Origin of the sequence: Streptomyces sp. NPDC015346 (assembly GCF_043078785.1) — a bacterium.
Lineage (GTDB): Bacteria > Actinomycetota > Actinomycetes > Streptomycetales > Streptomycetaceae > Streptomyces.
Genome location: NZ_JBIBTW010000004.1, coordinates 193,946 through 218,272, shown reverse-complemented (window position 1 = coordinate 218,272; position 24,327 = coordinate 193,946). Strand labels below are relative to the sequence as shown.

The 24,327-nt window shown below is 71.6% G+C and carries 22 protein-coding genes; 16 read left to right on the top strand and 6 right to left on the bottom strand.

Annotated features, from left to right (window positions below):
* Positions 1-104: 104 nt before the first annotated feature.
* Together ACF06X_RS16045 and ACF06X_RS16040 are read left to right on the top strand one after the other, a co-directional pair.
* A complete protein-coding gene (locus ACF06X_RS16045; protein WP_392288422.1) occupies positions 105-770 on the top strand; it encodes an RNA polymerase sigma factor in 666 nt (221 codons plus the stop codon).
* Positions 770-1,936, top strand: coding sequence for a hypothetical protein (locus ACF06X_RS16040; protein WP_392287897.1), 1,167 nt, complete (start codon positions 770-772; stop codon positions 1,934-1,936). The genes ACF06X_RS16045 and ACF06X_RS16040 overlap by 1 nt, the downstream gene beginning before the upstream one ends.
* Positions 1,937-2,098: 162 nt before the next feature.
* Here ACF06X_RS16040 and ACF06X_RS16035 read toward each other — a convergent pair whose 3' ends face one another.
* Positions 2,099-2,977 (bottom strand): L,D-transpeptidase family protein, encoded by an 879-nt coding sequence (locus ACF06X_RS16035; protein WP_392287896.1) that lies wholly within the window; start codon positions 2,975-2,977, stop codon positions 2,099-2,101.
* 218 nt (positions 2,978-3,195) lie between these two features.
* On the opposite strand from ACF06X_RS16035, the gene ACF06X_RS16030 reads away from it, so the two are divergent.
* Both ACF06X_RS16030 and leuE read left to right on the top strand, forming a co-directional pair.
* The gene (locus tag ACF06X_RS16030; protein WP_392287895.1) at positions 3,196-4,776 is read left to right on the top strand and encodes a methylmalonyl-CoA mutase; all 1,581 of its coding nucleotides are present in this window, start codon (positions 3,196-3,198) and stop codon (positions 4,774-4,776) included.
* Positions 4,777-4,843: 67 nt separating this feature from the next.
* Entirely contained in the window at positions 4,844-5,500 is a 657-nt protein-coding gene (leuE, locus tag ACF06X_RS16025) for a leucine efflux protein LeuE (RefSeq protein WP_392287894.1), read from the top strand.
* 59 nt (positions 5,501-5,559) lie between these two features.
* Here the strand turns inward: leuE and ACF06X_RS16020 are convergent, their stop codons facing one another.
* Together ACF06X_RS16020 and ACF06X_RS16015 are read right to left on the bottom strand one after the other, a co-directional pair.
* The gene (locus ACF06X_RS16020; RefSeq protein ID WP_392287893.1) at positions 5,560-6,879 is read right to left on the bottom strand and encodes an alpha-2,8-polysialyltransferase family protein; all 1,320 of its coding nucleotides are present in this window, start codon (positions 6,877-6,879) and stop codon (positions 5,560-5,562) included.
* Complete coding sequence (locus ACF06X_RS16015; RefSeq protein ID WP_392287892.1) at positions 6,876-7,889, bottom strand: glycosyltransferase family 2 protein; 1,014 nt, start codon at positions 7,887-7,889, stop codon at positions 6,876-6,878. Before ACF06X_RS16015 ends, ACF06X_RS16020 begins: the two co-directional genes overlap by 4 nt.
* A 187-nt stretch (positions 7,890-8,076) precedes the next feature.
* Between ACF06X_RS16015 and ACF06X_RS16010 the strand changes: the two genes are divergently transcribed.
* The 11 genes from ACF06X_RS16010 (at position 8,077) to ACF06X_RS15960 (ending at position 21,367) form a co-directional block, all read left to right on the top strand.
* Positions 8,077-9,375 (top strand): DUF6716 putative glycosyltransferase, encoded by a 1,299-nt coding sequence (locus tag ACF06X_RS16010; protein WP_392287891.1) that lies wholly within the window; start codon positions 8,077-8,079, stop codon positions 9,373-9,375.
* Complete coding sequence (locus ACF06X_RS16005) at positions 9,375-10,688, top strand: cytidylyltransferase domain-containing protein (RefSeq protein ID WP_392287890.1); 1,314 nt, start codon at positions 9,375-9,377, stop codon at positions 10,686-10,688. The genes ACF06X_RS16010 and ACF06X_RS16005 overlap by 1 nt, the downstream gene beginning before the upstream one ends.
* 14 nt (positions 10,689-10,702) lie before the next feature.
* Positions 10,703-11,596 (top strand): N-acetylneuraminate synthase family protein, encoded by an 894-nt coding sequence (locus tag ACF06X_RS16000; protein WP_392287889.1) that lies wholly within the window; start codon positions 10,703-10,705, stop codon positions 11,594-11,596.
* Positions 11,593-12,834 carry a hypothetical protein gene (locus ACF06X_RS15995; RefSeq protein WP_392287888.1) on the top strand — a complete coding sequence of 414 codons (1,242 nt, stop codon included), beginning with the start codon at positions 11,593-11,595 and terminating at the stop codon, positions 12,832-12,834. The genes ACF06X_RS16000 and ACF06X_RS15995 overlap by 4 nt, the downstream gene beginning before the upstream one ends.
* A gap of 116 nt (positions 12,835-12,950) precedes the next feature.
* A complete protein-coding gene (locus ACF06X_RS15990) occupies positions 12,951-14,171 on the top strand; it encodes an amidohydrolase (RefSeq protein ID WP_392287887.1) in 1,221 nt (406 codons plus the stop codon).
* Between the two features lie 195 nt (positions 14,172-14,366).
* Positions 14,367-15,407, top strand: coding sequence for a BMP family protein (locus ACF06X_RS15985; RefSeq protein WP_392287886.1), 1,041 nt, complete (start codon positions 14,367-14,369; stop codon positions 15,405-15,407).
* Between the two features lie 195 nt (positions 15,408-15,602).
* The gene (locus ACF06X_RS15980; RefSeq protein WP_392288421.1) at positions 15,603-17,210 is read left to right on the top strand and encodes an ABC transporter ATP-binding protein; all 1,608 of its coding nucleotides are present in this window, start codon (positions 15,603-15,605) and stop codon (positions 17,208-17,210) included.
* Complete coding sequence (locus tag ACF06X_RS15975; RefSeq protein WP_392287885.1) at positions 17,207-18,319, top strand: ABC transporter permease; 1,113 nt, start codon at positions 17,207-17,209, stop codon at positions 18,317-18,319. Before ACF06X_RS15980 ends, ACF06X_RS15975 begins: the two co-directional genes overlap by 4 nt.
* Positions 18,316-19,608, top strand: coding sequence for an ABC transporter permease (locus ACF06X_RS15970; protein ID WP_392287884.1), 1,293 nt, complete (start codon positions 18,316-18,318; stop codon positions 19,606-19,608). Before ACF06X_RS15975 ends, ACF06X_RS15970 begins: the two co-directional genes overlap by 4 nt.
* Entirely contained in the window at positions 19,605-20,009 is a 405-nt protein-coding gene (locus tag ACF06X_RS15965; RefSeq protein WP_392287883.1) for a cytidine deaminase, read from the top strand. Before ACF06X_RS15970 ends, ACF06X_RS15965 begins: the two co-directional genes overlap by 4 nt.
* An 80-nt stretch (positions 20,010-20,089) precedes the next feature.
* Positions 20,090-21,367: a thymidine phosphorylase gene (locus tag ACF06X_RS15960; protein ID WP_392287882.1), complete on the top strand. Its 1,278-nt coding sequence runs from the start codon at positions 20,090-20,092 to the stop codon at positions 21,365-21,367.
* A gap of 110 nt (positions 21,368-21,477) precedes the next feature.
* On the opposite strand, the gene ACF06X_RS15955 is transcribed toward ACF06X_RS15960, so the two are convergent.
* Positions 21,478-22,137, bottom strand: a complete 660-nt coding sequence (locus ACF06X_RS15955; protein ID WP_392287881.1) for an HAD family hydrolase — start codon at positions 22,135-22,137, stop codon at positions 21,478-21,480.
* 54 nt (positions 22,138-22,191) lie between these two features.
* Here ACF06X_RS15955 and ACF06X_RS15950 point away from each other — a divergent pair, with 54 nt between their 5' ends.
* Entirely contained in the window at positions 22,192-22,461 is a 270-nt protein-coding gene (locus ACF06X_RS15950) for an STAS domain-containing protein (protein WP_392287880.1), read from the top strand.
* Between the two features lie 41 nt (positions 22,462-22,502).
* On the opposite strand, the gene ACF06X_RS15945 is transcribed toward ACF06X_RS15950, so the two are convergent.
* Positions 22,503-23,474 (bottom strand): sigma-70 family RNA polymerase sigma factor, encoded by a 972-nt coding sequence (locus tag ACF06X_RS15945; protein WP_392287879.1) that lies wholly within the window; start codon positions 23,472-23,474, stop codon positions 22,503-22,505.
* Positions 23,475-23,555: 81 nt separating this feature from the next.
* The gene (locus ACF06X_RS15940) at positions 23,556-24,203 is read right to left on the bottom strand and encodes a L,D-transpeptidase family protein (RefSeq protein ID WP_392288420.1); all 648 of its coding nucleotides are present in this window, start codon (positions 24,201-24,203) and stop codon (positions 23,556-23,558) included.
* Positions 24,204-24,327 lie beyond the last annotated feature (124 nt).

The window sequence follows — 24,327 nt, the reverse complement described above, 5'->3', positions numbered from 1 at the left end:
CCGGACGAACATGGACGCGGCGCCCGGCAAGGACGTAGCGTGCTGGTGCGCGCCGGGCGGCGTGGCGGTGATGACCAGCCGCGATGACGAACAGGTTGTGGGGAGTGCTGGGGGACGACGCGGAGCTGACGGCCGCGGTGCTCGCTGCGCAGGACGGGGACGAAGACGCCTTCCGTACTGTGTATCGCGCCGTGCATCCCCGGCTGCTGGGCTACATACGCACACTCGTCGGCGACGCCGACGCGGAGGACGTCGCGTCCGAGTCCTGGCTCCAGATAGCCCGGGACCTCGACCGCTTCAGCGGTGACGCGGACCGGTTCCGGGGCTGGGCGGCGCGTATCGCCCGCAACCGGGCGCTCGACCACATCCGGATGCGCGGCCGGCGCCCCGCCGTGGGCGGCGACGAGACCGAACTCACCGACGAACCCGCCGACTCCGACACCGCGGACGAGGCCCTGGAAGCACTGGCCACCGGCCACACCATGAAACTGATCGCCCAACTGCCGCAGGACCAGGCCGAGGCCGTGGTCCTGCGGGTCGTGGTCGGCCTGGACGCCAAGAGCGCCGCCGACGCCCTGGGGAAGCGCCCCGGCGCGGTACGGACCGCGGCGCACCGCGGCCTCAAGCGGCTCGCCGAACTCCTCGGCGCCGACGCCGACGGGACCATGGCCGCACTCGGGGGCGTACCGCCGCAACGCGGTCGCAGGCCGGGGCCCCCGGCCCCCGGTGGTGTGACGCAATCGCGTGCGCGGACGCAGAAGGAACTGTGATGGCCGACGAGCGGTACGAGTGGCTCGACCTGGAGGCCGCGGAGCGGTTGCTGCGCGGCGAACCGGTCGATCCCGTCGACGATCACGCCCGCGCGCAGGCCCAGCGCCTCGCCGACGCCCTGGCGGCGGCCCGGCCCATAATCCTTCCGCGCCCGGCGGAGGCCGAACTCCCCGGCGAGGCGGCCGCCCTGGCCGCCTTCCGCAAGGCCACGGCCGAACGCGCCGCCGCGGCCGCCTCCGCCGCGGCCGCCCCCTCCCCGGTCACCTCCGCCGAACTGGGCGGAATACGGCTCGCGCCGGAGTCCCCGGCCCGGCGGTGGGGACGCTCGCTGAGGTACGGCCTGGCGGCCGCGGTCGCCGCCGTCGCGGTCGGCGGCGTCGCCGTCGCCGCCGGTACGGGCATGCTGCCGTTCCACCGGGACGCCCCCACGCCGGCCGGCTCCGTGTCGGCCGTCGACACCCCCGAGCCGCGCCTCTCCGGAAGCCCGGACGACGGCGGTCTCGGCACCGAGGTGCCCTCGGTGCCTCCCACCGGCGAGGGCCGGTCGCCCGGCGCGTCCACGTCGCCCGCGACGCCCCCGGCCGTGGCCGGTTCCGGCGGTACGGACGGTACGAGCGGTACGGGCGGGAAGAGCGGCGGGACCCCGGAGCCGGGCCAGACCAAGGGATACCCGGACCAAGGCGGCGAGGCCGCGGTCGCCGCCCGCGTCAAGGACTGCCAGGACTACCGCGCCGGACGCCTCGACGACAGCGGTGTACGCAGGCTGGTGAAGGAGGCGCGGAGCGGCGAGACCGTCCAGCGCTTCTGCGACCGCGTCCTGTCCGGCGGCTCGGACACGGGCGGCACCTCGGGCGACACGAGGGACGGCTCCACCGGAGGCACGTCCGGCGGCGGCTCGTCCGGTGACAAGGGCGACGGCAAGGGCGACGACGACTCCGCCGGCGAAGGGGATCGAGCGGGCGGCCTGTCGGCGGGCGCCGGCGGCAAGTCCACCGGCGGCAGGTCCACCGGCGGAAAACCCACCGGTGGCAAGGGCGGCGGCGGCAAGGGCGGCGGCGACCGCACGAGCCCCGAGCAGGCCGCGGACCTGGCGGGACACGGTTCCACGACCCCTGTCGAGCCCGCCCCGAGCGTCCCCGCCGAACCCGTCACGCGGCAGGTGTGACACTTTTCGGCCCGTCGGCGCAGTACTGAGTGAGCCGACTGGTCATCGGCCGCGCGGTGAGCCGGGGTTCCCCCCGTACCTACGGCTCCGCGCACCCGGCGCGGGTGGGACACGTTCCCCCGGTCCCACCCGCGCCCCTCATTTCCTCCTACGCTCTCCCGCTCACCAGTGGACGACGACCTTGTCGCCGACCTTCACCTGGCCGAAGAGCGTGGCGATCTTCCCGCGGTCCCGGACGTTGACACAGCCGTGCGAGGCCCCGTTGTAGCCGCGGGCCGCGAAGTCCGACGAGTAGTGCACGGCCTGGCCGCCGCTGAAGAACATCGCGTACGGCATGGGCGTGTGGTAGAGCGTCGAGACGTGGTCGCGGCTCTTGAAGTCGACCTTGAAGGTGCCCTCACGGGTCGGGGTGTTCTCCGATCCGAAGCGGACGTCCATCGACGAGACGACCTTGCCGTCGATCATCCAGGCCAGCGTCCGGCTCTCCTTGCTGATGCACAGCACGCGCCCCGTCATGCAGCGCGGGTCCGGCGTGTCCAGCTTGTTCGTGGTGGCCGGCTTCAGCTCGTCCGCCGTGGGCTCGCGGGTCATCGCGAGCAGCCGCTGCCAGGTCGTCTCGTCCACCGAGCCGGTCTGCGGCAGCTCCCGCTTCTTCTGGAAGCCCTTGACCGCCCCCGCGGTCATCGTGCCGTAGAAGCCGGTGGGGGCGCGGTCGAAGTACCCGATCTGCCGCAGCCGCGCCTGCAGCTCGCGCACCCGCTCGCTCTCGTCGCCGTCCTTCATCAGGACCTCGGCGGCCGGGGCCGCGGAGGTCGGGGACGAAGACGGTGACGAGGACGGCTTGTCGTCCGTCGTGGCGGACGGCGAGGCCGTCGCCGTCGCCGTCGCCGAAGGCTGTGATGACGCCGACGAGGTGGCGGGCGCCGGCGCGGTCGAGCCGCCACCGCCTCCCGGTCCCGCGGCCTGGGCCGTACAGCCGGTGGCGAGTGCCACGGCGGCCACGGCTATGAGCGATCTGAAGACGACGGACGAACGGCGCATCGGTTTCCCCCCGAGACAGGTCTGTGTACCTATTGGATGCTTCCCGCGCCCGCTTGGTTGCGCACCCCCCGCAAGTACGGCGCATGCTGTGAGGGAGGTCCGTGCGAGGTGCTGTGAGGAAGGTCCCAGCGTGCGGCTCTCCACCGGCCGCACGGCCGCCGCTACAGTCCGTCGCGAGGGTTGGTACCACTCAGTAGGTCTACCGGGAGGCACAACAGATGGCGCGCGAGTCGGAGTCGGGGCTGCCCATTGAGCCGGTCTACGGACCGGACGCTCTGGACGGGTGGGATCCCGCCGAGAAGCTGGGCGAGCCGGGCTCGTACCCCTTCACGCGCGGTGTGTACCCGTCGATGTACACCGGCCGCCCCTGGACCATGCGGCAGTACGCGGGCTTCGGCACCGCCGTCGAGTCCAACGCCCGCTACAAGCAGCTGATCGCCAACGGCACGATGGGCCTGTCCGTCGCCTTCGACCTGCCGACCCAGATGGGCCACGACTCCGACGCGGCGATCTCCTCGGGCGAGGTCGGCAAGGTCGGTGTCGCGATCGACTCGATCGACGACATGCGCGTCCTGTTCGACGGGATCCCGCTGGACAAGGTCTCGACCTCGATGACCATCAACGCCCCCGCCTCCCTCCTGCTGCTCCTCTACCAACTCGTGGGCGAGGAGCAGGGCGTCCCGGCCGACAAGCTGACGGGCACGATCCAGAACGACGTGCTCAAGGAGTACATCGCGCGCGGCACGTACATCTTCCCGCCCAAGCCGTCGCTGCGGCTGATCGCGGACATCTTCAAGTACTGCAAGGCCGAGATCCCGAAGTGGAACACGATCTCGATCTCCGGCTACCACATGGCCGAGGCCGGTGCCTCGCCCGCGCAGGAGATCGCGTTCACCCTCGCCGACGGCATCGAGTACGTCCGTACCGCCGTCGCCGCCGGCATGGACGTCGACGACTTCGCGCCCCGGCTCTCCTTCTTCTTCGTGGCCCGCACCACCATCCTCGAAGAGGTCGCGAAGTTCCGGGCCGCCCGCCGCATCTGGGCGCGGGTGATGAAGGAGGAGTTCGGCGCGAAGAACCCCAAGTCGCTGATGCTCCGCTTCCACACCCAGACCGCCGGTGTGCAGCTGACCGCACAGCAGCCCGAGGTCAACCTGGTGCGCGTCGCCGTCCAGGGACTCGCGGCCGTCCTCGGCGGTACGCAGTCGCTGCACACCAACTCCTTCGACGAGGCCATCGCGCTGCCGACGGACAAGAGCGCGCGCCTCGCGCTGCGGACGCAGCAGGTCCTCGCCTACGAGACGGACGTCACCGCCACCGTCGACCCCTTCGCCGGCTCGTACGTCGTCGAGAAGATGACCGACGACGTGGAGGCGGCGGCCCTGGAGCTGATGCGGAAGGTCGAGGACCTCGGCGGCGCGGTCAACGCGATCGAGCGGGGCTTCCAGAAGAACGAGATCGAGCGCTCCGCCTATCGCATCGCGCAGGAGACCGACAGCGGCGAGCGGGTCGTCGTCGGCGTCAACCGCTACACGATCGACGTCGAGGAGCCCTACGAGCCGCTGCGCGTCGACCCGGCGATCGAGGCCCAGCAGGCCGAGCGGCTCGCCAAGCTGCGTGCCGAGCGGGACCAGGCGGCGGTGGACGCGGCGCTCGCGGAGCTGAAGAAGGCGGCGGAGGGCACGGACAACGTGCTCTACCCGATGAAGGACGCGCTCAGGGCGCGGGCCACGGTCGGCGAGGTCTGCAACGCGCTGCGCGAGGTGTGGGGCACCTACGTCCCGACCGACGCCTTCTGATCAGCTGATCTTCCGGCATACGGAACACCTGGAGGGAGTGTCGTACCCGCGTGCGACACTCCCTTTCATGTTGGGTGTCACCGATCTGCCGACCTATCTCGTGGGCCTCGTCCTCATCATCCTTCTGCCGGGGCCGAACTCGCTGTACGTGCTGTCCGTCGCCGCCCGCAAGGGCACCCGGACCGGATACAGGGCCGCGGCCGGCGTCTTCACCGGCGACGCGGTCCTGATGACGCTGGCCGCGCTCGGCGCCGCCTCGCTGCTCCAGACCACACCCCTCCTCTTCATGATCGTGAAGTACGCGGGCGCGGGCTATCTCGCCTGGATGGCGTACGGCATGCTGCGGGCGGCCTGGTCCATGTGGCGCACCCGCGGCGAGTCGCTGTCGGCCGCGGAGCCCTCGGGGACGCCGGCCGGCGCGGGGGAGAACCCGTACCGCCGGGCGCTGATCATCAGCCTCTTCAACCCGAAGGCGATCCTCTTCCTCATCTCGTTCTTCGTGCAGTTCGTCGACCCCGGGTACGCCTACCCCGCGCTCTCCTTCCTGGTGCTCGGCACCCTGCTCCAGCTCAGCAGCTTCCTGTACCTCACGATGCTGATATTCGGGGGCACGCGGCTCGCGACCGCGTTCCGCCGCCGCAGACGGCTCGCGGCGGGCGCGACCTCGGCGGCGGGCGCCCTCTTCCTCGGCTTCGCCGCCAAGCTCTCCCTCACCAGCGCCTGACCGACGGCTCCGCTTGCCCCTGACATGGTGTGAGGCTCCCCGGCGGGCCCGGCCTCAGGTCACTTCGTCAGGGCACGCTTCAGCCGCAGGGCCCGGCGGGCCAGGCGGCGGACGCGGGGGTGGCGGGGGACCGGGAGGCCGCCCGGGAGGCCGAGGACGGTGAGGCGGCGGCGCTTGAAGTAGGGGCGGGTCCGTTCGGCGAGGGGTCCCGAGAGGTGACGGACCGCCGCCTCCCGCAGGTCCGGGCGGATCTTGGGCTGCATCGCGAAGCCGACGGCGGCCACCAGGCCCGCGAGCCCCTCCGCGTCCGGGGGCTCGTGGGCGCTGCCGGTGCCGGTGCTCTCCAGGTCCGGGATGAGCGCGTCGGCGAGCGTCACCGGGACGCGGTTGCTGTTCTGGTACGGAGTCAGCCGGTCCAGGAGCGTCCGGGTGCCGACCCTGGCCACCGGGATGCCGTGGAAGGCGTGGGCGGTGAAGAGACCGGTGGAGAAGCAGCCGACCACCAGGGCCGGTCGTAGCTCCCGGTAGGCGACCTCGGCGAGCACCGGCCGGTCGAGGACGGTCAGTTCGGCGCCGAGCGCCTCCGCCTCCCGGCCCAGCCTCCGCGTCCAGGCGTCCGGCGCCGTCGGATGCGGCTTGAAGACGAGCCGCCGGTGCCCGCGCGCGACCGCGCCCCGGACCATGCGGACGTGCAGGTCCTCCTCCTCGGCCGGCGTGAGGATCGACAGCGCCGCCAGGTACTGCCCGAGCAGCAGCGCCGGCCCCTCCGCCTCACCGGCCGTCTCCTCCGGCTCCGCCAGCTCCGCGACCACCTTCATGAACGCCTCGGTCGGCACCACCACCGCCTCCGCCCCGAACTCCGCGAGCAGCAGCGGCGCGAGCCCGGGCACCAGATCGAGGTGGAGCAGCCGGCGTACCCGCTGGCCGACCAGCGGATCGATCTTGTTACGGGTGGGGCCGTAGCTCATCAGCCCGTCCGCGTACACGTCGAGCCGCGCGTCAGGGAAGAGCCGGGCGACCGTCAGCGCCGGTGTCACCTGCACCGACTCCAGGGCGAGTTCGATCCGGTCGTCGCCGAGATCCCACAGCCGCCGCAGATGGCGCTCCAGCAGCGGAAGGTCGTCGGCCCGGGGCGTCCAGCCGGCCGGGTGCAGCGGCGAGATCGCCTCGTTCCAGGACAGGACGGAGTCGAAGCGCCCGCGCAGCTTCTCGAAGCCGGGCATCTCGTCCAGGGCGGGCGTCGTCTCCGGCACCGCCGCGTTGTTGGCGACCAGCAGCAGCCGCCGGTCCGCCGGGCCGAAGCAGCCGCTGTCCAAGGCCGCGGCCAGCGTCGTCGCTCCGTACAGCGTGGAGGCGTAGAAGATCTGGGTGGTCCTCACGCGGCGGCCTCCCCGCCCGCGGCGCGCGGGACGGAGTGCGCGACCGCGCCCGCCCCCCGGCGGCGGCGCAGCTTGCGCAGCACGGCCGCCCGCCGCTCGTCCATCGACCTCAGCGCCTCGCCGAGCACGTCCTGCGGCATGCGCCGCAGCGCCGCCGCACTCATCGCACGCAATTGTTTCGCCACCGCCGGTTCGAATCGTTCCACCGATGAGATGTGGTGGGAAATGAGGGCGCAATACGTACGGACGGCCTTCGGGAGCAGCTGTTCCGCGTCCCTGTCCTTAACCGTTTCGTCGATCACCTGATCGAAAGCGCGAATGAAATCCAGCTGACGGATATCGCCGATCTGTGTGAGTGAAGTGGAGACCCCACGCCGGTAGAAGATTCCCAGCGTGCTCACCGCCGCGAAGGACTCCGCCTCCCGGTGCAGTTTCCAGATCCACGGCCGGTCCTCCGCCGTCCGCAGCCCCGGCGTGAAGTGCAGCAGCCCGCGGTCCAGCAGCCGCCGGTGGTACATCCCGGCCCAGGCGTACGGATAGTCCACGGACGTCGTCCGGTCGGCCGGCAGGATCGCGTCCCGGGGCCGCAGCACCTCACCGCGCCGCCCGACCGGCGAGCGGCGCACCGACCGGGTCCTGCCCGTGGCGCGCACATGGTCGGTACGGAGGAAGTCGCAGCCCAGCTCGTCCATGGACGCGACCAGCCGGTCGTAGAAGCCGGGCGCGAGCCAGTCGTCCCCGTCCAGGAAGGCCAGATACCGGCCGCGGGCGGCGTCCAGGCCGGTGTTGCGCGCGGTGGCGAGCCCTTCGTTGCGTTCGTGTCGGATCAGGACGGCCCCCGGGATCTCGCGCCCGGCCCGTTCGAGGAGCTCCGTGGTCCCGTCCGTCGAGCAGTCGTCGACGAGAAGGAACTCGAAGTCCTCGCGGGCGTTGGCGCGCAGGCTTCTGAGGGTGTCCAGGGCATATGTCTGCACGTTGAAGAACGGCACGACGACGGAGAGCTTGACCACGCGTTCGACGCTAGGCGCCGCTCCGGCATTCGTTCTGGCCGGTGGAGGGATGTTCGGTGAACACGAAGCGGCGGGCCGATTAACCACCCTGGATCCCGGCCTTTTTCAGAACGCGTAGTGGCGCTGTTCACCGTTTGTTGTGGCCCAGTTGGGCCGGGAAACGGAATGGCTCTCTAGCGTCCTCGGCGTGCCAGCAAGTACCAAGCAGGCGGTACGCGTCGCCGTACTCGCCGATTCCGACACCCGGTGGAAATGGGGTGCGCTCACCGCGCGCCGAATCACCGATCAAGGGGCCCAGGCCGCCGAACCCACCGGTTTCCTGCTGCGCGGCCGGGCCACGCCCACCGCGCGCCAGCTCGCCGAGACCGGAGTGTCCACGACGCCTCCGCGCGAGGTGACGGGCGCCGAGTTCCTCCGCGAGGTACGCGACGCGGCGGCCCGCGGGGAGGGATTCGACGTCGTCGTCCTCGCCCTCGTCGGCGGCACCGTCCGCGCCCTCCTGCAGGGTGTCGCCGAACTGGCCCTGGAACGGCGCCCGGTGCTCGTCACCGGCTATGTCGGAGTGGTCTACGAGAAGCTCGCCGACGGGCTGCTGCTGCGCCACGGTGCCGACGTCGTCCTCGCCAACTCGCGGCACGACGCCGAGCGTTTCCGCGCGGTCTACGAAGGGGTGGGCGCCGACGCCTCCTCGGTGGTGGAGGCCGCGCTGCCGTTCCTCGGCGGCGCGCCCTACGCTCCCGAGGCCGGCCGGGACACCCTCGTCTTCGCCGCCCAGCCCTCGGTGCCGGCCGGCCGCGCCGAACGGACGTACCTGCTGCGCAGACTCGTCGAGCACGCCCGGCTCCACCCGCGCCGCGAGGTGCTGCTCAAGCTCCGCTCCAAGCCCGGCGAGCACACGACGCACCTGGAGGAACTCCCGTACCAGCGGCTCGTGCGCGATCTCGACCCGCCGCCCAACTTCCGCCTGGTGTACGGGCACATGGGCGAGGTCCTCGACCGCACCGACCTGCTGGTCACGGTCTCCTCGACCGCCGCCCTCGAAGCCCTGCACCGGCGGGTGCCGACGGCGATCCTCAGCGACCTCGGCGTACGCGAGGTCCTGGGCAACCACCACTTCATCGGCTCGGGGCTGCTCACCTCCTTCGACCGGCTCGACGCGGACGTGCGCCCGGAGCCGGACGAGGAGTGGCTCGGCCGGCAGGGCGTCGCCGCCGGGGGGTCGTACGAGACGGCCTTCGACGCCGCCAGGGCGCGCGTCCAGGAACTCCTCACCGGCCCCGGACTGCCCCCGATCACGCCCTACTACACCGCTGAGACGGCCCCCGGGTACCTGCCCGGGATCCTCGCCCGCCACCGCCTCGACGTGACCGCCCCGGAGCCTCGCGACAGCGGGCTGCGGCGCGTGGTCCGGGAGGCGGCGCGGGGCGCGTACCGCCACGGCGTGCAGCGCGTCGCCCCCGTCATCCGCCGCCTGGGAGAACTCTGATGACCGCCACGCCACCGACCGCCACGACGACGACGGCCGCCACCTTGCCGCCGACGGTGACGACATCGACCGCCACGACGACGGCCGCCACGCCGCTGACCGCCACGACTCCGGCCGCCGCCACGACGAGGCCCACCGTCCTCGCCGTCATCCCCGCGCGGGGCGGCTCCAAGGGCGTCCCCGCGAAGAACCTCGCCCCGGTGGCGGGCAGCCCGCTCGTCTCCCGGGCCGTCCGCGCCTGCCTCGGCGCCCGCCTGGTCACCGACGTCGTCGTCTCCACGGACGACGCGGAGATCGCGGCGGCGGCCCGCGCGGCCGGAGCCGAGGCGATCCACCGCCCGGCCGCGATCGCCGGCGACACCGCCACCAGCGAATCGGCGGTCCTCCACGCGATGGACGCCTTCGAGGCCGCCCAGGGCCGCCGCGTCGACGTGGTCCTCCTCGTCCAGTGCACCAGCCCCTTCCTCACCCCCGCCGAGGTGAACGGCGCCGTCGAGAAGATCACCTCCGGCGAGGCGGACACCGCGCTCACGGTGGCCCCGAGCCACGGCTTCCTCTGGCGGGAGACCGCGGACGCGACCGGCGCGCACGGCGTCAACCACGACAAGGCCCACCGCCCCCGCCGCCAGGACCGGCAGCCCGAGTACCTGGAGACCGGCGCCGTCTACGCCATGGCCGCCGAGGGCTTCCGGACCCACGGCCACCGCTTCTTCGGCACCACCGGCCTCGTCGTCACCGACCCCGCCCGGGTCCTGGAGGTCGACGACCCGCACGACCTCGCCCGCGCCCGCGCGCTCGCGCCGCTGCTCGACGCCGCCCGTACGCCGGTACGCGCCGACGTCGACGCCGTGGTCCTCGACTTCGACGGCACCCAGACCGACGACCGGGTCCACATCGACGCGACCGGCACCGAGTACGTCTCCGTCCACCGCGGCGACGGCCTCGGCATCGCCGCCCTGCGCCGCGCCGGGCTCCCGGTCCTCATCCTCTCCACCGAGCAGAACCCCGTCGTCGCGGCCCGCGCCCGCAAGCTCAAGATCCCCGTCCTGCACGGCATCGACCGCAAGGACCTCGCCCTCAAGCAGTGGTGCGAGGAAGAGGGCATCGACCCGCAGCGCGTGCTCTACGCCGGCAACGACGTCAACGACCTCCCCTGCTTCCACCTCGTCGGCTGGCCCGTCGCGGTGGCGAGCGCCCACGACTCCGTACGGGCCGCGGCCCGCGCGGTCACCCTCACCCCCGGTGGCGCGGGAGCCGTCCGCGAGATCGCGGGCTGGCTCCTCGGGCCCGAGCTCCACACCCCCAACTCCTAAGGAACGCACCGACCATGAGCACCCGCCTTCGCACCTTCGGCACCAAGACCGCCGGCCCCGGCCGCCCCGTCTACATCACGGGCGAGATCGGCATCAACCACAACGGCGACCTCGAGAACGCGCTCGCGCTGATCGACGTGGCCGCCGACGCCGGCTGCGACGCCGTGAAGTTCCAGAAGCGCACGCCCGAGATCTGCACCCCGCGCGACCAGTGGGACATCGAGCGCGACACCCCCTGGGGCCGGATGACGTACATCGACTACCGCCACCGCGTCGAGTTCGGCGAGGACGAGTACCGCGCCATCGACGAGCACTGCCGCGAGCGCGGCATCGACTGGTTCGCCTCCCCCTGGGACACCGAGGCCGTCGCCTTCCTGGAGAAGTTCGACGTCCCCGCCCACAAGGTCGCCTCCGCCTCTCTGACGGACGACGAGCTGCTCCGCGCGCTGCGCGCCACCGGCCGTACGGTCATCCTCTCCACCGGCATGTCCACCCCGAAGCAGATCCGGCACGCCGTCGAGGTCCTCGGCAGCGACAACATCCTGCTCTGCCACGCCACCTCGACCTACCCGGCCAAGGCCGAGGAGCTCAACCTCCGGGTGATCAACACCCTCAAGGAGGAGTACCCGAACGTCCCGATCGGCTACTCCGGCCACGAGACCGGCCTCCAGACCACCCTCGCCGCCGTCGCGCTCGGCGCCGCGTTCGTCGAGCGTCACATCACCCTCGACCGCGCCATGTGGGGCTCCGACCAGGCCGCCTCCGTCGAGCCGCAGGGCCTGCAGCGCCTGGTCCGCGACATCCGCACCATCGAGACCGCGCTCGGCGACGGCGTCAAGAAGGTCTACGAGTCGGAGCTCGGCCCGATGAAGAAGCTCCGCCGGGTCCAGGGGCTCGTCGCCGCATGACCGGGCAGCTGGCGTTCGTCGAGAGCCCGGTCCAGCTCCTGAACGTCCTGGAGTGGGCCCACGCCCGCACGCCGGCCACCGGCGGCGCCGCCCTTCCCCACCCCGGTGTGGGCATTCGTTCCGCCGGGGCGACGGGGGCTCCCCCGGACGACGTCCGGGGGAGGGTGGGCACAACGGACGGAGCCCCTGCCGGGCCCAGGCTCCCGGTCCCCGCGGCGCCCACCGGTGCGGCGCCGTCGCGGGGAGGAGAGGCCCCGACGGACCTCACGCTCGTCGTCCTGTCGCCGACCGACCCCATGTCGCGGGGCCAGCTGCGCCGCATGGCCCAGCTGGCCCGGGACGAGGGCGTCACCGTCCGCTGGCAGGAAGCCCGCGACGGCCGCGGTTCGCTCGCCCGTACGCTGCGGGAGCTCGCCCCGCTGCTGCGGGCGGCGGAGCGGGTGATCGTCGGGGACCCGTTCTCCCGTTACGTCCAGCTGCTGCTCACCCTCTTCGGCCCCCGCCACCTCACCGTCGTCGACGACGGCACCGCCACCATGGAGTACGCCGCCCAACTCGCGCGCGGCGAACGCCTGGTGCGCTGGCACCGGCGGGGCAGCCGGGGCCCGCGCGAGCTCGTGCTCGCCCCGGTCTCCGCCGCCGCCCGCCGCCGGCTCGCCCCCACCCGCCGCCGCACGGTCGAGATCTTCACCTCGCTGCCCGTCGAGGCGCCCCCGGGCACCACCGTCACCCCGCACACCTTCGCCTGGACCCGCGCCCGCTTCGGTCCGCCCCGCCTCACCCGGGGCGCGGACCTGGTCGGCACCTCGCTGGTCGAGACGGGCGTGGTCGACCCCGACCGGTACGCGCAGGCCGTCGCGGGCCTCGCCCGTACCCACGGCGCCACCCGCTATTTCGCGCACCGCCGCGAGAGCACCGAGAAGCTGCACCGGATCGCGGTGGAGACCGGCCTGGAGATCGTGCGGCCCGATCTGCCGCTGGAGCTGATCGCCCGGCGTGGCCCGATCGGCCGTACGGTGGTCAGTTTTCCCTCCACCGTCGTGCACACCCTGCCGCTGGCCCTCGCGGGCACCGGGGTGAAGGTCGCCGTCTGCGCCGTCCCGCCGGAGTGGCTGCGTGAGAACGTCTCCGCGCGGGCACAAGGGTTCCTGGCGGGGGTCACGGGCACCGCCGCGCGCGAGGTCGACCGGCTCACCGTCCACGCCGCACCGGCGGTGGAACGGTTCGAATTCGGGTGAGCTTACCCACATGGAGGGGCCGTCATGCCTCGTGAACCGGGTTTCTTTCCCCTATCGGGCTGAAGTTTTCGTGATCAACGGGCAGTTGACGTGTCTGGGGGCCTACCCTTCAAAAGGTGAACCAGTTGAAGTCCCGTGAGCCAGGCTCCGTCGCTCTGCCCGGAACACTGTCCTCGTCGCTGCGCGCCGAACTGATCGCCTTCCGCCGCGACTTGCACATGCACCCCGAGCTGGGCAACCAGGAGTTCCGCACCACCGCGGCCGTCAAGGACCGCCTGGAGGCCGCCGGACTCGCGCCCAGAGTGCTTCCCGCGGGCACCGGCCTCGTCTGTGACGTGGGCACCTGGGACCGGGAGCGGCCCATGCTGGCGATCCGCGCCGACCTCGACGCGCTGCCCATCCCGGACGTCAAGACCGTCGCGTACCGCTCCACCGTGCCCCATCGCGCGCACGCCTGCGGCCACGACGTCCACACCACCACGGTCCTGGGCGCCGGACTCGTCCTCGCCGACCTCGACCGGCAGGGGCTGCTGCCCAACGCCGTACGGCTGATCTTCCAGCCCGCCGAGGAGGTGCTGCCCGGCGGCGCCGCGGACGCCGTCGAGGCCGGTGTCCTGGACGGGGTCGGCCGGATCATCGCCGTGCACTGCGACCCCAAGGTGGACGCGGGCCGGATCGGGATGCGGCACGGCCCCATCACCTCCGCCTGCGACCGGCTGGAAATCACCCTCGACGGGCCCGGTGGCCACACCGCCCGCCCGCACCTGACCACCGACCTGGTCACCGCCGCCGCCCGGATCGCCGTCGACGTCCCGGCCGTCCTCGCCCGCCGTGTGGACGCCCGCTCTGGACTCTCGGTCACCTGGGGCCGCATCGAGTCCGGCCACGCCTGCAACGTCATCCCGCAGCACGCCGCGCTCTCCGGCACCGTCCGCTGCCTCGACCTGGCCACCTGGCGCGAGGCGCCGGACCTGGTGCACGCGGCGGTCGACGAGATCGCGACCCTGCACCGCGCCAAGTCGACGATCACCTACGTCCGCGGCGTCCCGCCCGTCGTCAACGACCCGGCCGTCGCCGATCTCCTCACCGAGGCGATGACCGCGCGCCGCGGCCCGTACGCCATCGAGGACACCGAGCAGAGCCTCGGCGGCGAGGACTTCTCCTGGTACCTGGAGCACGTCCCGGGCGCCATGGCCCGCCTCGGCGTCCGCGCCCCCGGCGACACGACCCGCCGTGACCTGCACGCCGGCGACTTCGACGTGGACGAGCACGCCATCCAGGTCGGCGTGGAGCTGTTCACCGCGGCGGCCCTGATCGACGCCGCGCCCAGGCCCTGAGAAGGCCCGGGAAACGGACCGCCGCCGGAGGTGCGAGCCGGGCAACAGGCCCGCAGCATGGTGAGGTAAGGCTCGCGGGCGTCGATCCGGTAACGACTCGTGAACGGGTCTTTAACTGACATCTACGCGCGTTACGATCGCCGACAAGCCAGCGCCGCAAGGGGCGCTTTCGGTCAGTCTTGAAGGGACCTCCTCGTGCGCCGGGTATCCAAGATCACCGCCGCGTGTGCTGTCACTGCGGCCCTCGCTCTCACCGCCACCGCCTGCGGAGAGTCCTCCACCGAGGACACCGGCTCCGGCGACGGCACCATCAAGGTCGGCATGGCCTACGACGTCGGCGGCCGTGGCGACAACTCCTTCAACGACTCCGCGGCCCGCGGCCTGGACAAGGCCAAGGCCGAGCTGGGCGTCGAGACCAAGGAGCTCACCGCCAGGACCGGTGAGACCCCGGCCGACCGTGAGCAGCGCCTCGCCTCGCTGGCCGAGGGCGGCTTCAACCCGGTCATCGGCGTCGGCTTCGCCTACAAGGACGCGATCGACAAGGTCGCGGGCAAGTACCCGAAGACCACCTTCGGCCTCATCGACTCGGTCTCCGACAAGAAGAACGTCGACTCGATCGTCTTCACCGAGGAGCAGGGCTCGTACCTCGCCGGCGTCGCCGCCGCGCTGAAGTCGAAGGACGGCAACATCGGCTTCATCGGTGGTGTCGACCTCCCGCTGATCAAGAAGTTCGCCGCCGGCTTCCAGCAGGGTGTCAAGGACACCAAGCCGGACGCCAAGGTGCAGATCCAGTACCTGTCCACCGGCACGGACCTCTCCGGGTTCGGCGCTCCGGACAAGGGCAAGGCCGCCGCCAAGGGCATGCTCGACAAGGGCACCGACGTCATCTTCGCCGCCGCGGGCGGCTCCGGCGCCGGCGCCATCGAGGCCGTCGCGGCCAAGCCGGGCACCTGGGCGATCGGCGTCGACTCGGACCAGGCCAAGGACCCGGCCCTGTCGAAGTACGCCGGCTCGATCCTCACCTCGGTCGTCAAGAACGTCGACACCGGCGTCTTCGACCTCATCAAGTCGGTCAAGGACGGCAAGCCGCTGAGCGGCACGCACGCCTACTCGCTGGCCGAGAACGGCGTCTCCCTGACCACCACGGGTGACCACCTCAAGGACATCCAGGCCAAGATCGACGAGGCCAAGAAGAAGATCGTCGACGGCCAGATCAAGGTCGCCACGACCCTCTGACCCACGTGGGACGGGGGCCCGGAGAGCGGCTTCGGCCGACACTCCCGGGCCCCCTTCACACGTATGCCCGTAGGCAGTTGAACGATTTCCCTGAAGCTACGCGCGTAGCGCCCGGCGTACAGGGTATTTTTCGCCACCGACACCGCCTGCGTCCCGCCTCGTCCTCCTCACGCTCCCTGCCTAGGAGAGTGCGTCATCAAAGCCTCCAGCCCCAGCAGTCCGAACGCCGTAGAACTCCGCGGCATCACCAAGCGCTTCCCCGGAGTCGTGGCCAACCACGACATCGACATCACCGTGCGCCGCGGCACCGTGCACGCCCTCGTGGGCGAGAACGGCGCGGGCAAGTCGACCCTCATGAAGATCCTCTACGGCATGCAGAAGCCGGACGAGGGCACCATCGCGGTCGACGGCGAGCAGGTGACGTTCCACAACCCCGGCGACGCCATCGCCCGCGGCGTGGGCATGGTGCACCAGCACTTCATGCTCGCGGACAACCTCACGGTCCTCGAGAACGTCGTCCTCGGCTCCGAGAAGCTCCACGGCATCGGCGACAAGGCCCGCGCCAGGATCAAGGAGATCTCCGACGCGTACGGGCTCGGCATCCGCCCCGACGTCCTCGTCGAGGACCTCGGCGTGGCCGACCGTCAGCGTGTGGAGATCCTCAAGGTCCTCTACCGCGGCGCCCGCACCCTGATCCTCGACGAGCCGACCGCCGTGCTCGTCCCGCAGGAGGTCGACGCGCTCTTCGACAACCTGCGCGAGCTCAAGGCCGAGGGCCTCACCGTCATCTTCATCTCGCACAAGCTCGGCGAGGTCCTGTCCGTCGCGGACGACATCACCGTCATCCGGCGCGGCACCACGGTCGGCACCGCGGACCCGAAGCACACCACCACCAAGCAGCTCGCCGAGCTGATGGTCGGCAGCGAGCTGCCCTCCCCGGAGACCCGCGAGTCGACGGTGACGGACGTGCCCATGCTGACGGTCGAGGATCTGTCGCTCAGCGCCGTCGACCCCGACGGCGTGGTCCGCGCGGTCCTGGACGGCGTCACCTTCACCATCCACAAGGGCGAGGTCCTGGGCATCGCCGGCGTCGAGGGCAACGGCCAGTCCGAGCTCGTCGACGCGATCATGGGCATGCGCCACCCCGACCGCGGGGTGCTCACGCTGGACGGCGCCGACATCTCCGCCGCCCCGACCCGCAAGCGGCGCGAGGACGGCATCGGCTGCATCCCCGAGGACCGCCACCGGCACGGCCTGCTCCTGGAGGCCCCCCTCTGGGAGAACCGCATCCTCGGCCACGTCACCGAGAAGCCCAACTCCCGGGGCGCCGTCCTGGACCTGAAGGCCGCCCGCCGCGACACCGAGCGGATCGTCCGCGAGTACGACGTCCGTACCCCCGGCATCGACGTCACCGCGGCCTCCCTCTCCGGCGGCAACCAGCAGAAGCTGATCGTCGGCCGCGAGATGAGCCACGACCCCAAGCTGCTGATCGCCGCGCACCCGACCCGGGGCGTGGACGTCGGCGCGCAGGCGCAGATCTGGGACCAGATCCGCGACGCCCGCCGCGAAGGTCTTGCGGTCCTGCTGATCTCCGCCGACCTGGACGAGCTGATCGGTCTCTCCGACACCCTGCGGGTGATGTACCGCGGCCGTCTGGTCGCCGACGCCGACCCCGCCACCATCACCCCGGAGGAGCTGGGTTCGGCCATGACCGGCGCCGCCACCGGACACCTTGAGCACGAGAGCCCCGAGGGCGGCAGCCGCCCCGAGGCCACCGACGGCCCGGAGGACGAGGCCCGATGAAGAAGATCGACAAGGAGCGGCTGCTCCTGGGCATCGCGGCACCGCTCCTCGCGGTCGTCGCCGCCTTCCTGATCACCGCCCTGGTCCTGGCCGCGACCGGCAAGGAGCCGTTCAGCGCCTTCGGGATCATGTTCGACTACGGCATCAAGTCGGACAGCCAGGTCTACATCATCAACAAGGCGACGACGTACTACCTGGCGGGTCTCGCGGTGGCCATCGGCTTCCGCATGAACCTGTTCAACATCGGTGTCGACGGTCAGTACCGTCTCGCCGCCTTCTTCGCCGCCGCCGTCGGCGGGGCGCTGACCCTGCCGGGCATCGTCCAGATCCCGCTGATCATCATCACCGCGATGATCGTCGGCGCCATGTGGGCGGGCATCGCCGGTGTCCTCAAGACCACCCGGGGTGTCAGCGAGGTCGTCTCCACGATCATGCTGAACTTCATCGCGACGGCGATCATCGGCTACCTCCTCCAGCCCGGCCGTCTCGGCCACCTGGACGAGGCCGGCACCGAGGTCGCCACGAACCCGCTCCCGGAGTCCTCGCACTTCTTCGAGTTCCCGACCACGCCGACCCCGGTCATCGGCTTCGTCGTGATCGCGGCCATCGCGGGCGTCGCGTACTGGTTCGCGCTCGCCCGCACCCGCTTCGGCTTCGACCTGCGGACCGTGGGCCAGTCCGAGTCGGCCGCCGCGGCCAGCGGCGTCAACGTGAAGAAGATGGTCGTCACCTCCATGCTGATCTCCGGCGCCATGGCCGGTCTGATCGGCATGCCGACCCTGCTCAACGAGTCGTACGAGTACGGCGGCGGCTTCCCGCTCGGCATCGGCTTCACCGGTATCGCCATCGCGCTGCTCGGCCGCAACCACCCGGTCGGCATCGCGCTCTCCGCGATCCTCTGGGCCTTCCTGGAGCGCGGCGGCCAGCAGCTGGAGTTCGAGGAGTACGACAAGGAGATCGTCGGCGTCATGCAGGGCGTCATCGTCCTCTGCGTCGTCATCGCCTACGAGGTCGTGCGCCGCTACGGCCTCAAGCGTCAGCAGCGCCAGGTCGGCGAGAAGCTCGCCGCCCAGGCCCGTACCCACGACAAGACGGAGGTGTCGGCGTGAGCGCCACGGCGACTTCCACCCCGCCGCCCGCGGCCCCCAAGGTGGCCGGTGGCAAGGGCGGCCGCACCCGCCGCCTCTCCCTCCCGGTGATCCTGCTGATCGTGGCGGGCGGGCTCATCGCCCTCTCCGCCGTCCGCGCCATCACCGGCGCGCAGGACCTCACCTCCGCGGGCCAGATCAGCGCCGCGCTCTCCCTCGCCGTGCCGATCGGCCTCGCCGGTCTCGGCGGTCTGTGGGCCGAACGCGCGGGCGTGGTCAACATCGGCCTCGAGGGCATGATGATCCTCGGCACCTTCTTCGGTGCCTGGGCCGGCTGGCAGACCGACCCCTGGCTCGGCGTCCTCGCCGGCATCGTGGGCGGCATGCTCGGCGGTCTGCTGCACGCGGTCGCCACCGTCACCTTCGGCGTCGACCACATCATCTCCGGCATCGCGATCAACATCCTGGCGCTCGGTGTCACCACCTACTTCGCCAAGCTGTGGTTCAACACCGGCGAGGCCGCGGCCAAGGGCGGCAGCCCCAAGCAGTCCCCGCCGGCCGAGGACATCACCTCGATCACCGTGCCGGGCATCTCGGACTGGCTCGCCGACATCGAGAAGCACCACTGGTTCCTGGTCTCGGACATCGCCGGCATCCTCGGCGGCCTGGTCACCAACCTCTCGCTGGTGACGGTCCTCGCCGTGCTGCTCGTGATCGGCACGTACTTCGTGCTCTGGAAGACCTCGTTCGGTCTGCGCCTGCGCTCCTGCGGCGAGAACCCGATCGCCGCCGAGTCCCTGGGCGTCAACGTCTACAAGTACAAGTACATCGCCGTGGTCGTCTCCGGCGGTCTCGCCGGCCTCGGCGGCGCGTTCCTCTCGCTGGTCACCTCGCACATCTACAACGAGGGCCAGACGGGTGGCCGCGGCTACATCGGCCTCGCGGCGATGATCTTCGGCAACTGGCGGCCGGGCGGTCTCGCCATGGGCGCCGGGCTCTTCGGCTTCGCCGACGCCCTCCAGCTGCGCAGCGGCGGCCAGACCGTCCACGCGCTGCTCCTGCTGCTCTTCGCGATCCTCGTCGTCATCGCCGCGTGGAAGGCGTACCAGAAGCGCTGGATCACGGTCGCGATCAGCGCCGTCATCGCCGTCGGCGTGCTGATCTGGTACCTCGGTACGGACACCGTCCCGGTCGAGTTCGTCAGCGCCACCCCGTACGTGGTCACCCTGCTCGTGCTCTCGCTCTCCGCGCAGCGCCTGCGGATGCCGAAGGCGGACGGCATGCGGTACCGCAAGGGCGAAGGCAAGTGACGACCCCCGCCGGCGGCCCCGACTGGGAGGCGCTGCGGACGGCCGCCCGGGAGGCCATGTCCCGCGCGTACGCTCCGTACTCCGGCTTCTCGGTCGGCGCCGCGGCCCTCGTGGACGACGGGCGGGTGGTCGCCGGCTGCAACGTGGAGAACGCCTCGTACGGCCTCGGTCTGTGCGCGGAGTGCGGGCTGGTCTCCCAGTTGCAGGCGACCGGCGGCGGCCGGCTCACCCACTTCGTCTGCGTGGACGGCCGGGGCGAGCCCCTGGTGCCGTGCGGGCGCTGCCGGCAGCTGCTGTACGAGTTCGGGGGCCCCGAACTCGTCCTGGAGACCCCGGCCGGGCTGCTGACGCTCGCGGAGATGCTTCCGCAGGCGTTCGGCCCGGACCACCTCGCGAAGTAACACCTCGGAGCGGCCCTTCCGGCACGATGGGAAGGGCCGCTCTCCCTTTTCTCCTCTATGCGCGTAGAAAGAGGCACCACATGGACGTCATCTCCGTCATCCGCACGAAGCGGGACAAGGGCGAGCTGAGTCCCGAGCAGATCGACTGGGTCATCGACGCCTACACCCGCGGCGAGGTGGCCGACGAGCAGATGTCCGCGCTGGCCATGGCGATCCTGCTCAACGGCATGAACCGCGCCGAGATCGCCCGCTGGACCGCCGCGATGATCGCGAGCGGCGAGCGGATGGACTTCTCCTCGCTCTCCCGCCCCACCGCCGACAAGCACTCCACCGGCGGCGTGGGCGACAAGATCACCCTTCCGCTGGCGCCGCTGGTCGCCGCCTGCGGCGCGGCCGTGCCGCAGCTGTCGGGCCGGGGTCTCGGCCACACCGGTGGCACGCTGGACAAGCTGGAGTCCATCCCCGGCTGGCGGGCCCTGCTCTCCAACGAGGAGATGCTGCACGTCCTGGACACGACCGGCGCGGTGATCTGCGCGGCGGGCGACGGCCTGGCGCCCGCGGACAAGAAGCTGTACGCCCTGCGGGACGTCACCGGCACGGTCGAGGCCATCCCGCTGATCGCCAGCTCGATCATGTCGAAGAAGATCGCCGAGGGCACGGGCTCGCTCGTCCTGGACGTCAAGGTCGGCACCGGTGCCTTCATGAAGACGATCGAGGACGCGCGGGAACTCGCCGCCACGATGGTCGGCCTCGGCACGGACAGCGGGGTGAAGACGGTGGCCCTGCTCACCGACATGTCGACTCCGCTCGGCCTCACGGCCGGCAACGCCCTGGAGGTCCGCGAGTCGGTCGAGGTCCTCGCCGGCGGCGGCCCGGCGGACGTCATCGAGCTGACGATCGCGCTGGCCCGCGAGATGCTCGACGCGGCGGGCGTCAAGGGCGCGGACCCGGCGAAGGCGCTCGCGGACGGTTCGGCGATGGACGTCTGGCGCCGCATGATCGCGGCCCAGGGCGGCGACCCGGACGCGCCCCTCCCGGTCGCCCGCGAGCACCAGGTCGTCACGGCCCCGTCCTCCGGCGTCCTCACCCGCCTCGACGCGTACGACATCGGCATCGCCGCCTGGCGCCTCGGCGCGGGCCGCGCCCGCAAGGAGGACCCGGTACAGGCCGGCGCGGGCGTCGAACTCCACGCCAAGCCGGGCGACACGGTGACGGCGGGCCAGCCGCTGCTGACCCTGCACACGGACACCCCGGAGAAGTTCGACTACGCCCTGAAGTCCCTGGACGGCGCCTGGGACATCGCGGCCCCGGGCACGGAGTTCACGCCGACGCCGATCGTCCTGGACCGCATCGCGTGACGCCCTGATCGCTGCCGGCACGTGCCAGTGGCTCTCGGGTGAACGGGACCGGTGGACCTCCACCGGTCCCGTTCGGCGTGCTGGGAGTTACACCGCCGGCTCCGTCGTGCTCATCGCAGCGGCTCCCCGAGCAGCCTCGGCAGTTCTCGCATGTCGTCGAAGACCAGCGTCCGGGGCCCCATCAGCCGGTCCGCGCGGGTGAGGCCCCCGCAGTAGCCGAAGGCCCGCATCCCCGCCGCGCGGGCCGCCGCCACGCCGTACGGGCTGTCCTCCACCACCGCGCACCGCTCCGGTGCCACCCCCATGCTCGTCGCCGCGTGCAGGAAGAGATCCGGCGCCGGCTTGCCCCTGGCCACGTCGCGGGCGCTGAACATCCGCCCCTCGAAGCGCTCCAGCAGGCCCGTGCGCGTCAGATTGCGGCGGATCGTGGCATGGCTGCCGTTCGACGCCAGGCAGAACGGCACGTCCAGCGCGTCCAGGGCATCCGTGATGCCCTCGACCACCGTCAGCTCCGCGTCCAGCGCCCGGTCGTACAGCGGCCGGTACGCCGCGTGCCAGTCGGGCTCCAGGGGCCGCCCGAGCCGCTCCTCCAGGATCGCCGTGAGCACCTCGCTCGACGAACCGACGAAGTGCTCGACGATCTCCGCCTCGGTGAACTCCGCCCCGAGCGCCGCGAACACCTCCCGGTCGACCCGGCAGTAGATCCGCTCGCTGTCCACCAGGACGCCGTCACAGTCGAAGATCACCAGTTCGACAGGGTCGTGAATCATGCGCGCAGCCTAGATGTTCCGATGAGTTCGGGCCGTGGCGCGGGTCTCCTTGGCGTGGACACCAGTCAACCGCTCGTTCTGACCCTGGGCGCCCGGGCCACCCCGGACGAGGTCGCCCGGCTCTGCGCCGTGCTCCGGGCGGTGCCGCCCACCGATGTCGTCTGCGAGATCGGCGCGCTCGCGCACGCCGATCTCGCCGCCGTCGACGCCCTCGCGAGGCTGCGGCTCGTCGCCGGGCGGCTCGGCCACCGGCTCACCTTCCGGGGCGCCCGGGCCGAGCTGCGGCTCCTCCTCGAACTCGTCGGCCTCACCGACCTCGTATGACGACACCCAGGCCGCCCACGAACAGCCCCCTACGAACAGTCCTACGCCTCCAGCCGCTCCGGCATGTCGAACAGCGGGAACCACCGCTTGGTGTCCAGGAAGAAGTCCATGCCGGCCACCATGCCCTCACGGATCTCCAGGACGATCAGCGCCCAGGGGCTGTATCCGCCCTCCGGGTCCGGGTGGTACTGCGCGAACGCCGGCGAGCCGTTCGCCACCGTCGGCACCAGCTTCGAGCCCGCGCACACCTCGCCGACCCCGAGCATCCAGCCCACGATGTCGTCGTGTCCCCGGAGCCACAGGTCGTACGGCGGCATGGACATCGTCGCGTCCTCGTGCAGGAGCGCGGTCAACGCCTTCATGTCGTACCCCTCGAAGGCCGCGACATAGCGCTCCAGGAGCTCCTTCTGCTCCTCGTCGAGCGGGTTCGCCGGGTCCGAGGCCGCCGGTTCGTTCTCGGCGAGCGTCGCGCGCGCCCGCTGGAGCGCGCTGTTGACCGAGGCGACCGTCGTCCCGAGCAGCTCGGCGACCTCGCTCGCCTTCCAGGCCAGCACCTCGCGCAGGATCAGCACCGCCCGCTGCTTGGGCGGCAGATGCTGCAGCGCGGCCACGAACGCCAGCCGCACGGTCTCGCGGGACACCGCCGTGTCCGCCGGGTCGGCCACCGACGGCAGCACCCGCCCGTCCGGCACCGGCTCCAGCCAGGTGATCTCCGGCCGGGCGTTCAACCGCGCCTGCGCGACCGGCGTCGCGGCCGTCAGGTCCATCGGCCGGGCCCGCCGGTTGCCCGCGTTGAGCGAGTCGAGGCAGACGTTCGTGGCGATGCGGTAGAGCCAGGAGCGGAGCGACGAGCGGCCCTCGAAGGAGTCGATGGCCCGCCAGGCGCGGACCATCGTGTCCTGCACGGCGTCCTCAGCCTCGAAGGCCGAGCCGAGCATGCGGTAGCAGTAACCGGTCAGCTCGGTACGGTACTTGTCGAGTTCCTCGGTCGTCGTCGTCGCGACGTCACTCATCGGGTCCACCCCACTCGCCCCTCATCGGCACCGACGCGATACCGATGAGGGGAAGCTACCGCAGCCCACCGACAGCGGGGGTCAGGTTCCCGGCTTGCGCCCGTAGACGAAGACGTCGTCGCCGTTCCGGAGCAGGTTCCAGTACGCCTTCGCGTCGGCCGGGCGCATGTTGACGCAGCCGCCCGAACCCGGCGGGTTCCACATCGACTTGGTGGTGGAGTGGAAGGCCTGCCCGCCGTCGAAGAACTGCGCGTACGGCATCGACACGTGGTAGATCGTCGACCAGTGGTTGATGTTGCGCCAGTAGACCTTCTTCGCGCCGGTACGGGTCTCGGTCCCGTCCTTGCCCGTACGGACCGGTACCGGGCCGTACTTCAGCCGGGCGCCGTCCTGGATCCAGCTCAGCTGCCGGGTCAGGTCGACGCAGGCGATCCGGCCCTTGTTCGTCGGACACGTGCCCGCCCGGTTGGGGTTGGTGCCCGCCGCCCGCTGCGCCAGCATCGTGTTCATCGTCCGCCAGGTCAGCGGCCCCGCGTACCCCAGGGTCGGGGTGATGCCGTGCGTGCGCTGGAAGGCCTGGATGGCCTGACAGTCGCCGAGCGACTGCCGCCCGTCCACCGTCCGCCCGAGGAACTTCTCCACCTGCTTCTGGTACGGGCCCGTGGTCGCGTTGCAGGACGCCGCCCGCGCCGGTGCCGCGCCGAGGGCCACCGTCAACGGCACCACCATCGAGGTGATGCCGAGGACGATCCCCGCCCGCTTCGGTATGACTGCCATGCTCATCAACTCCCCGTCGAGTCCTATGACGTGAGACGACCGGGAGGGCGTACCGGTTGTAACGGAAGCGGTACGG

Bases quoted from the DNA above. Each gene is read 5' to 3' on its own strand.
- ACF06X_RS16040 (WP_392287897.1), top strand. From the start codon at position 770: ATGGCCGACGAGCGGTACGAGTGGCTCGACCTGGAGGCCGCGGAGCGG.
- ACF06X_RS16035 (WP_392287896.1), bottom strand. From the start codon at position 2,977: ATGCGCCGTTCGTCCGTCGTCTTCAGATCGCTCATAGCCGTGGCCGCC.
- ACF06X_RS16030 (WP_392287895.1), top strand. From the start codon at position 3,196: ATGGCGCGCGAGTCGGAGTCGGGGCTGCCCATTGAGCCGGTCTACGGA.
- leuE (WP_392287894.1), top strand. From the start codon at position 4,844: ATGTTGGGTGTCACCGATCTGCCGACCTATCTCGTGGGCCTCGTCCTC.
- ACF06X_RS16005 (WP_392287890.1), top strand. From the start codon at position 9,375: ATGACCGCCACGCCACCGACCGCCACGACGACGACGGCCGCCACCTTG.
- ACF06X_RS16000 (WP_392287889.1), top strand. From the start codon at position 10,703: ATGAGCACCCGCCTTCGCACCTTCGGCACCAAGACCGCCGGCCCCGGC.
- ACF06X_RS15995 (WP_392287888.1), top strand. From the start codon at position 11,593: ATGACCGGGCAGCTGGCGTTCGTCGAGAGCCCGGTCCAGCTCCTGAAC.
- ACF06X_RS15975 (WP_392287885.1), top strand. From the start codon at position 17,207: ATGAAGAAGATCGACAAGGAGCGGCTGCTCCTGGGCATCGCGGCACCG.
- ACF06X_RS15960 (WP_392287882.1), top strand. From the start codon at position 20,090: ATGGACGTCATCTCCGTCATCCGCACGAAGCGGGACAAGGGCGAGCTG.
- ACF06X_RS15955 (WP_392287881.1), bottom strand. From the start codon at position 22,137: ATGATTCACGACCCTGTCGAACTGGTGATCTTCGACTGTGACGGCGTC.
- ACF06X_RS15945 (WP_392287879.1), bottom strand. From the start codon at position 23,474: ATGAGTGACGTCGCGACGACGACGACCGAGGAACTCGACAAGTACCGT.
- ACF06X_RS15940 (WP_392288420.1), bottom strand. From the start codon at position 24,203: ATGGTGGTGCCGTTGACGGTGGCCCTCGGCGCGGCACCGGCGCGGGCG.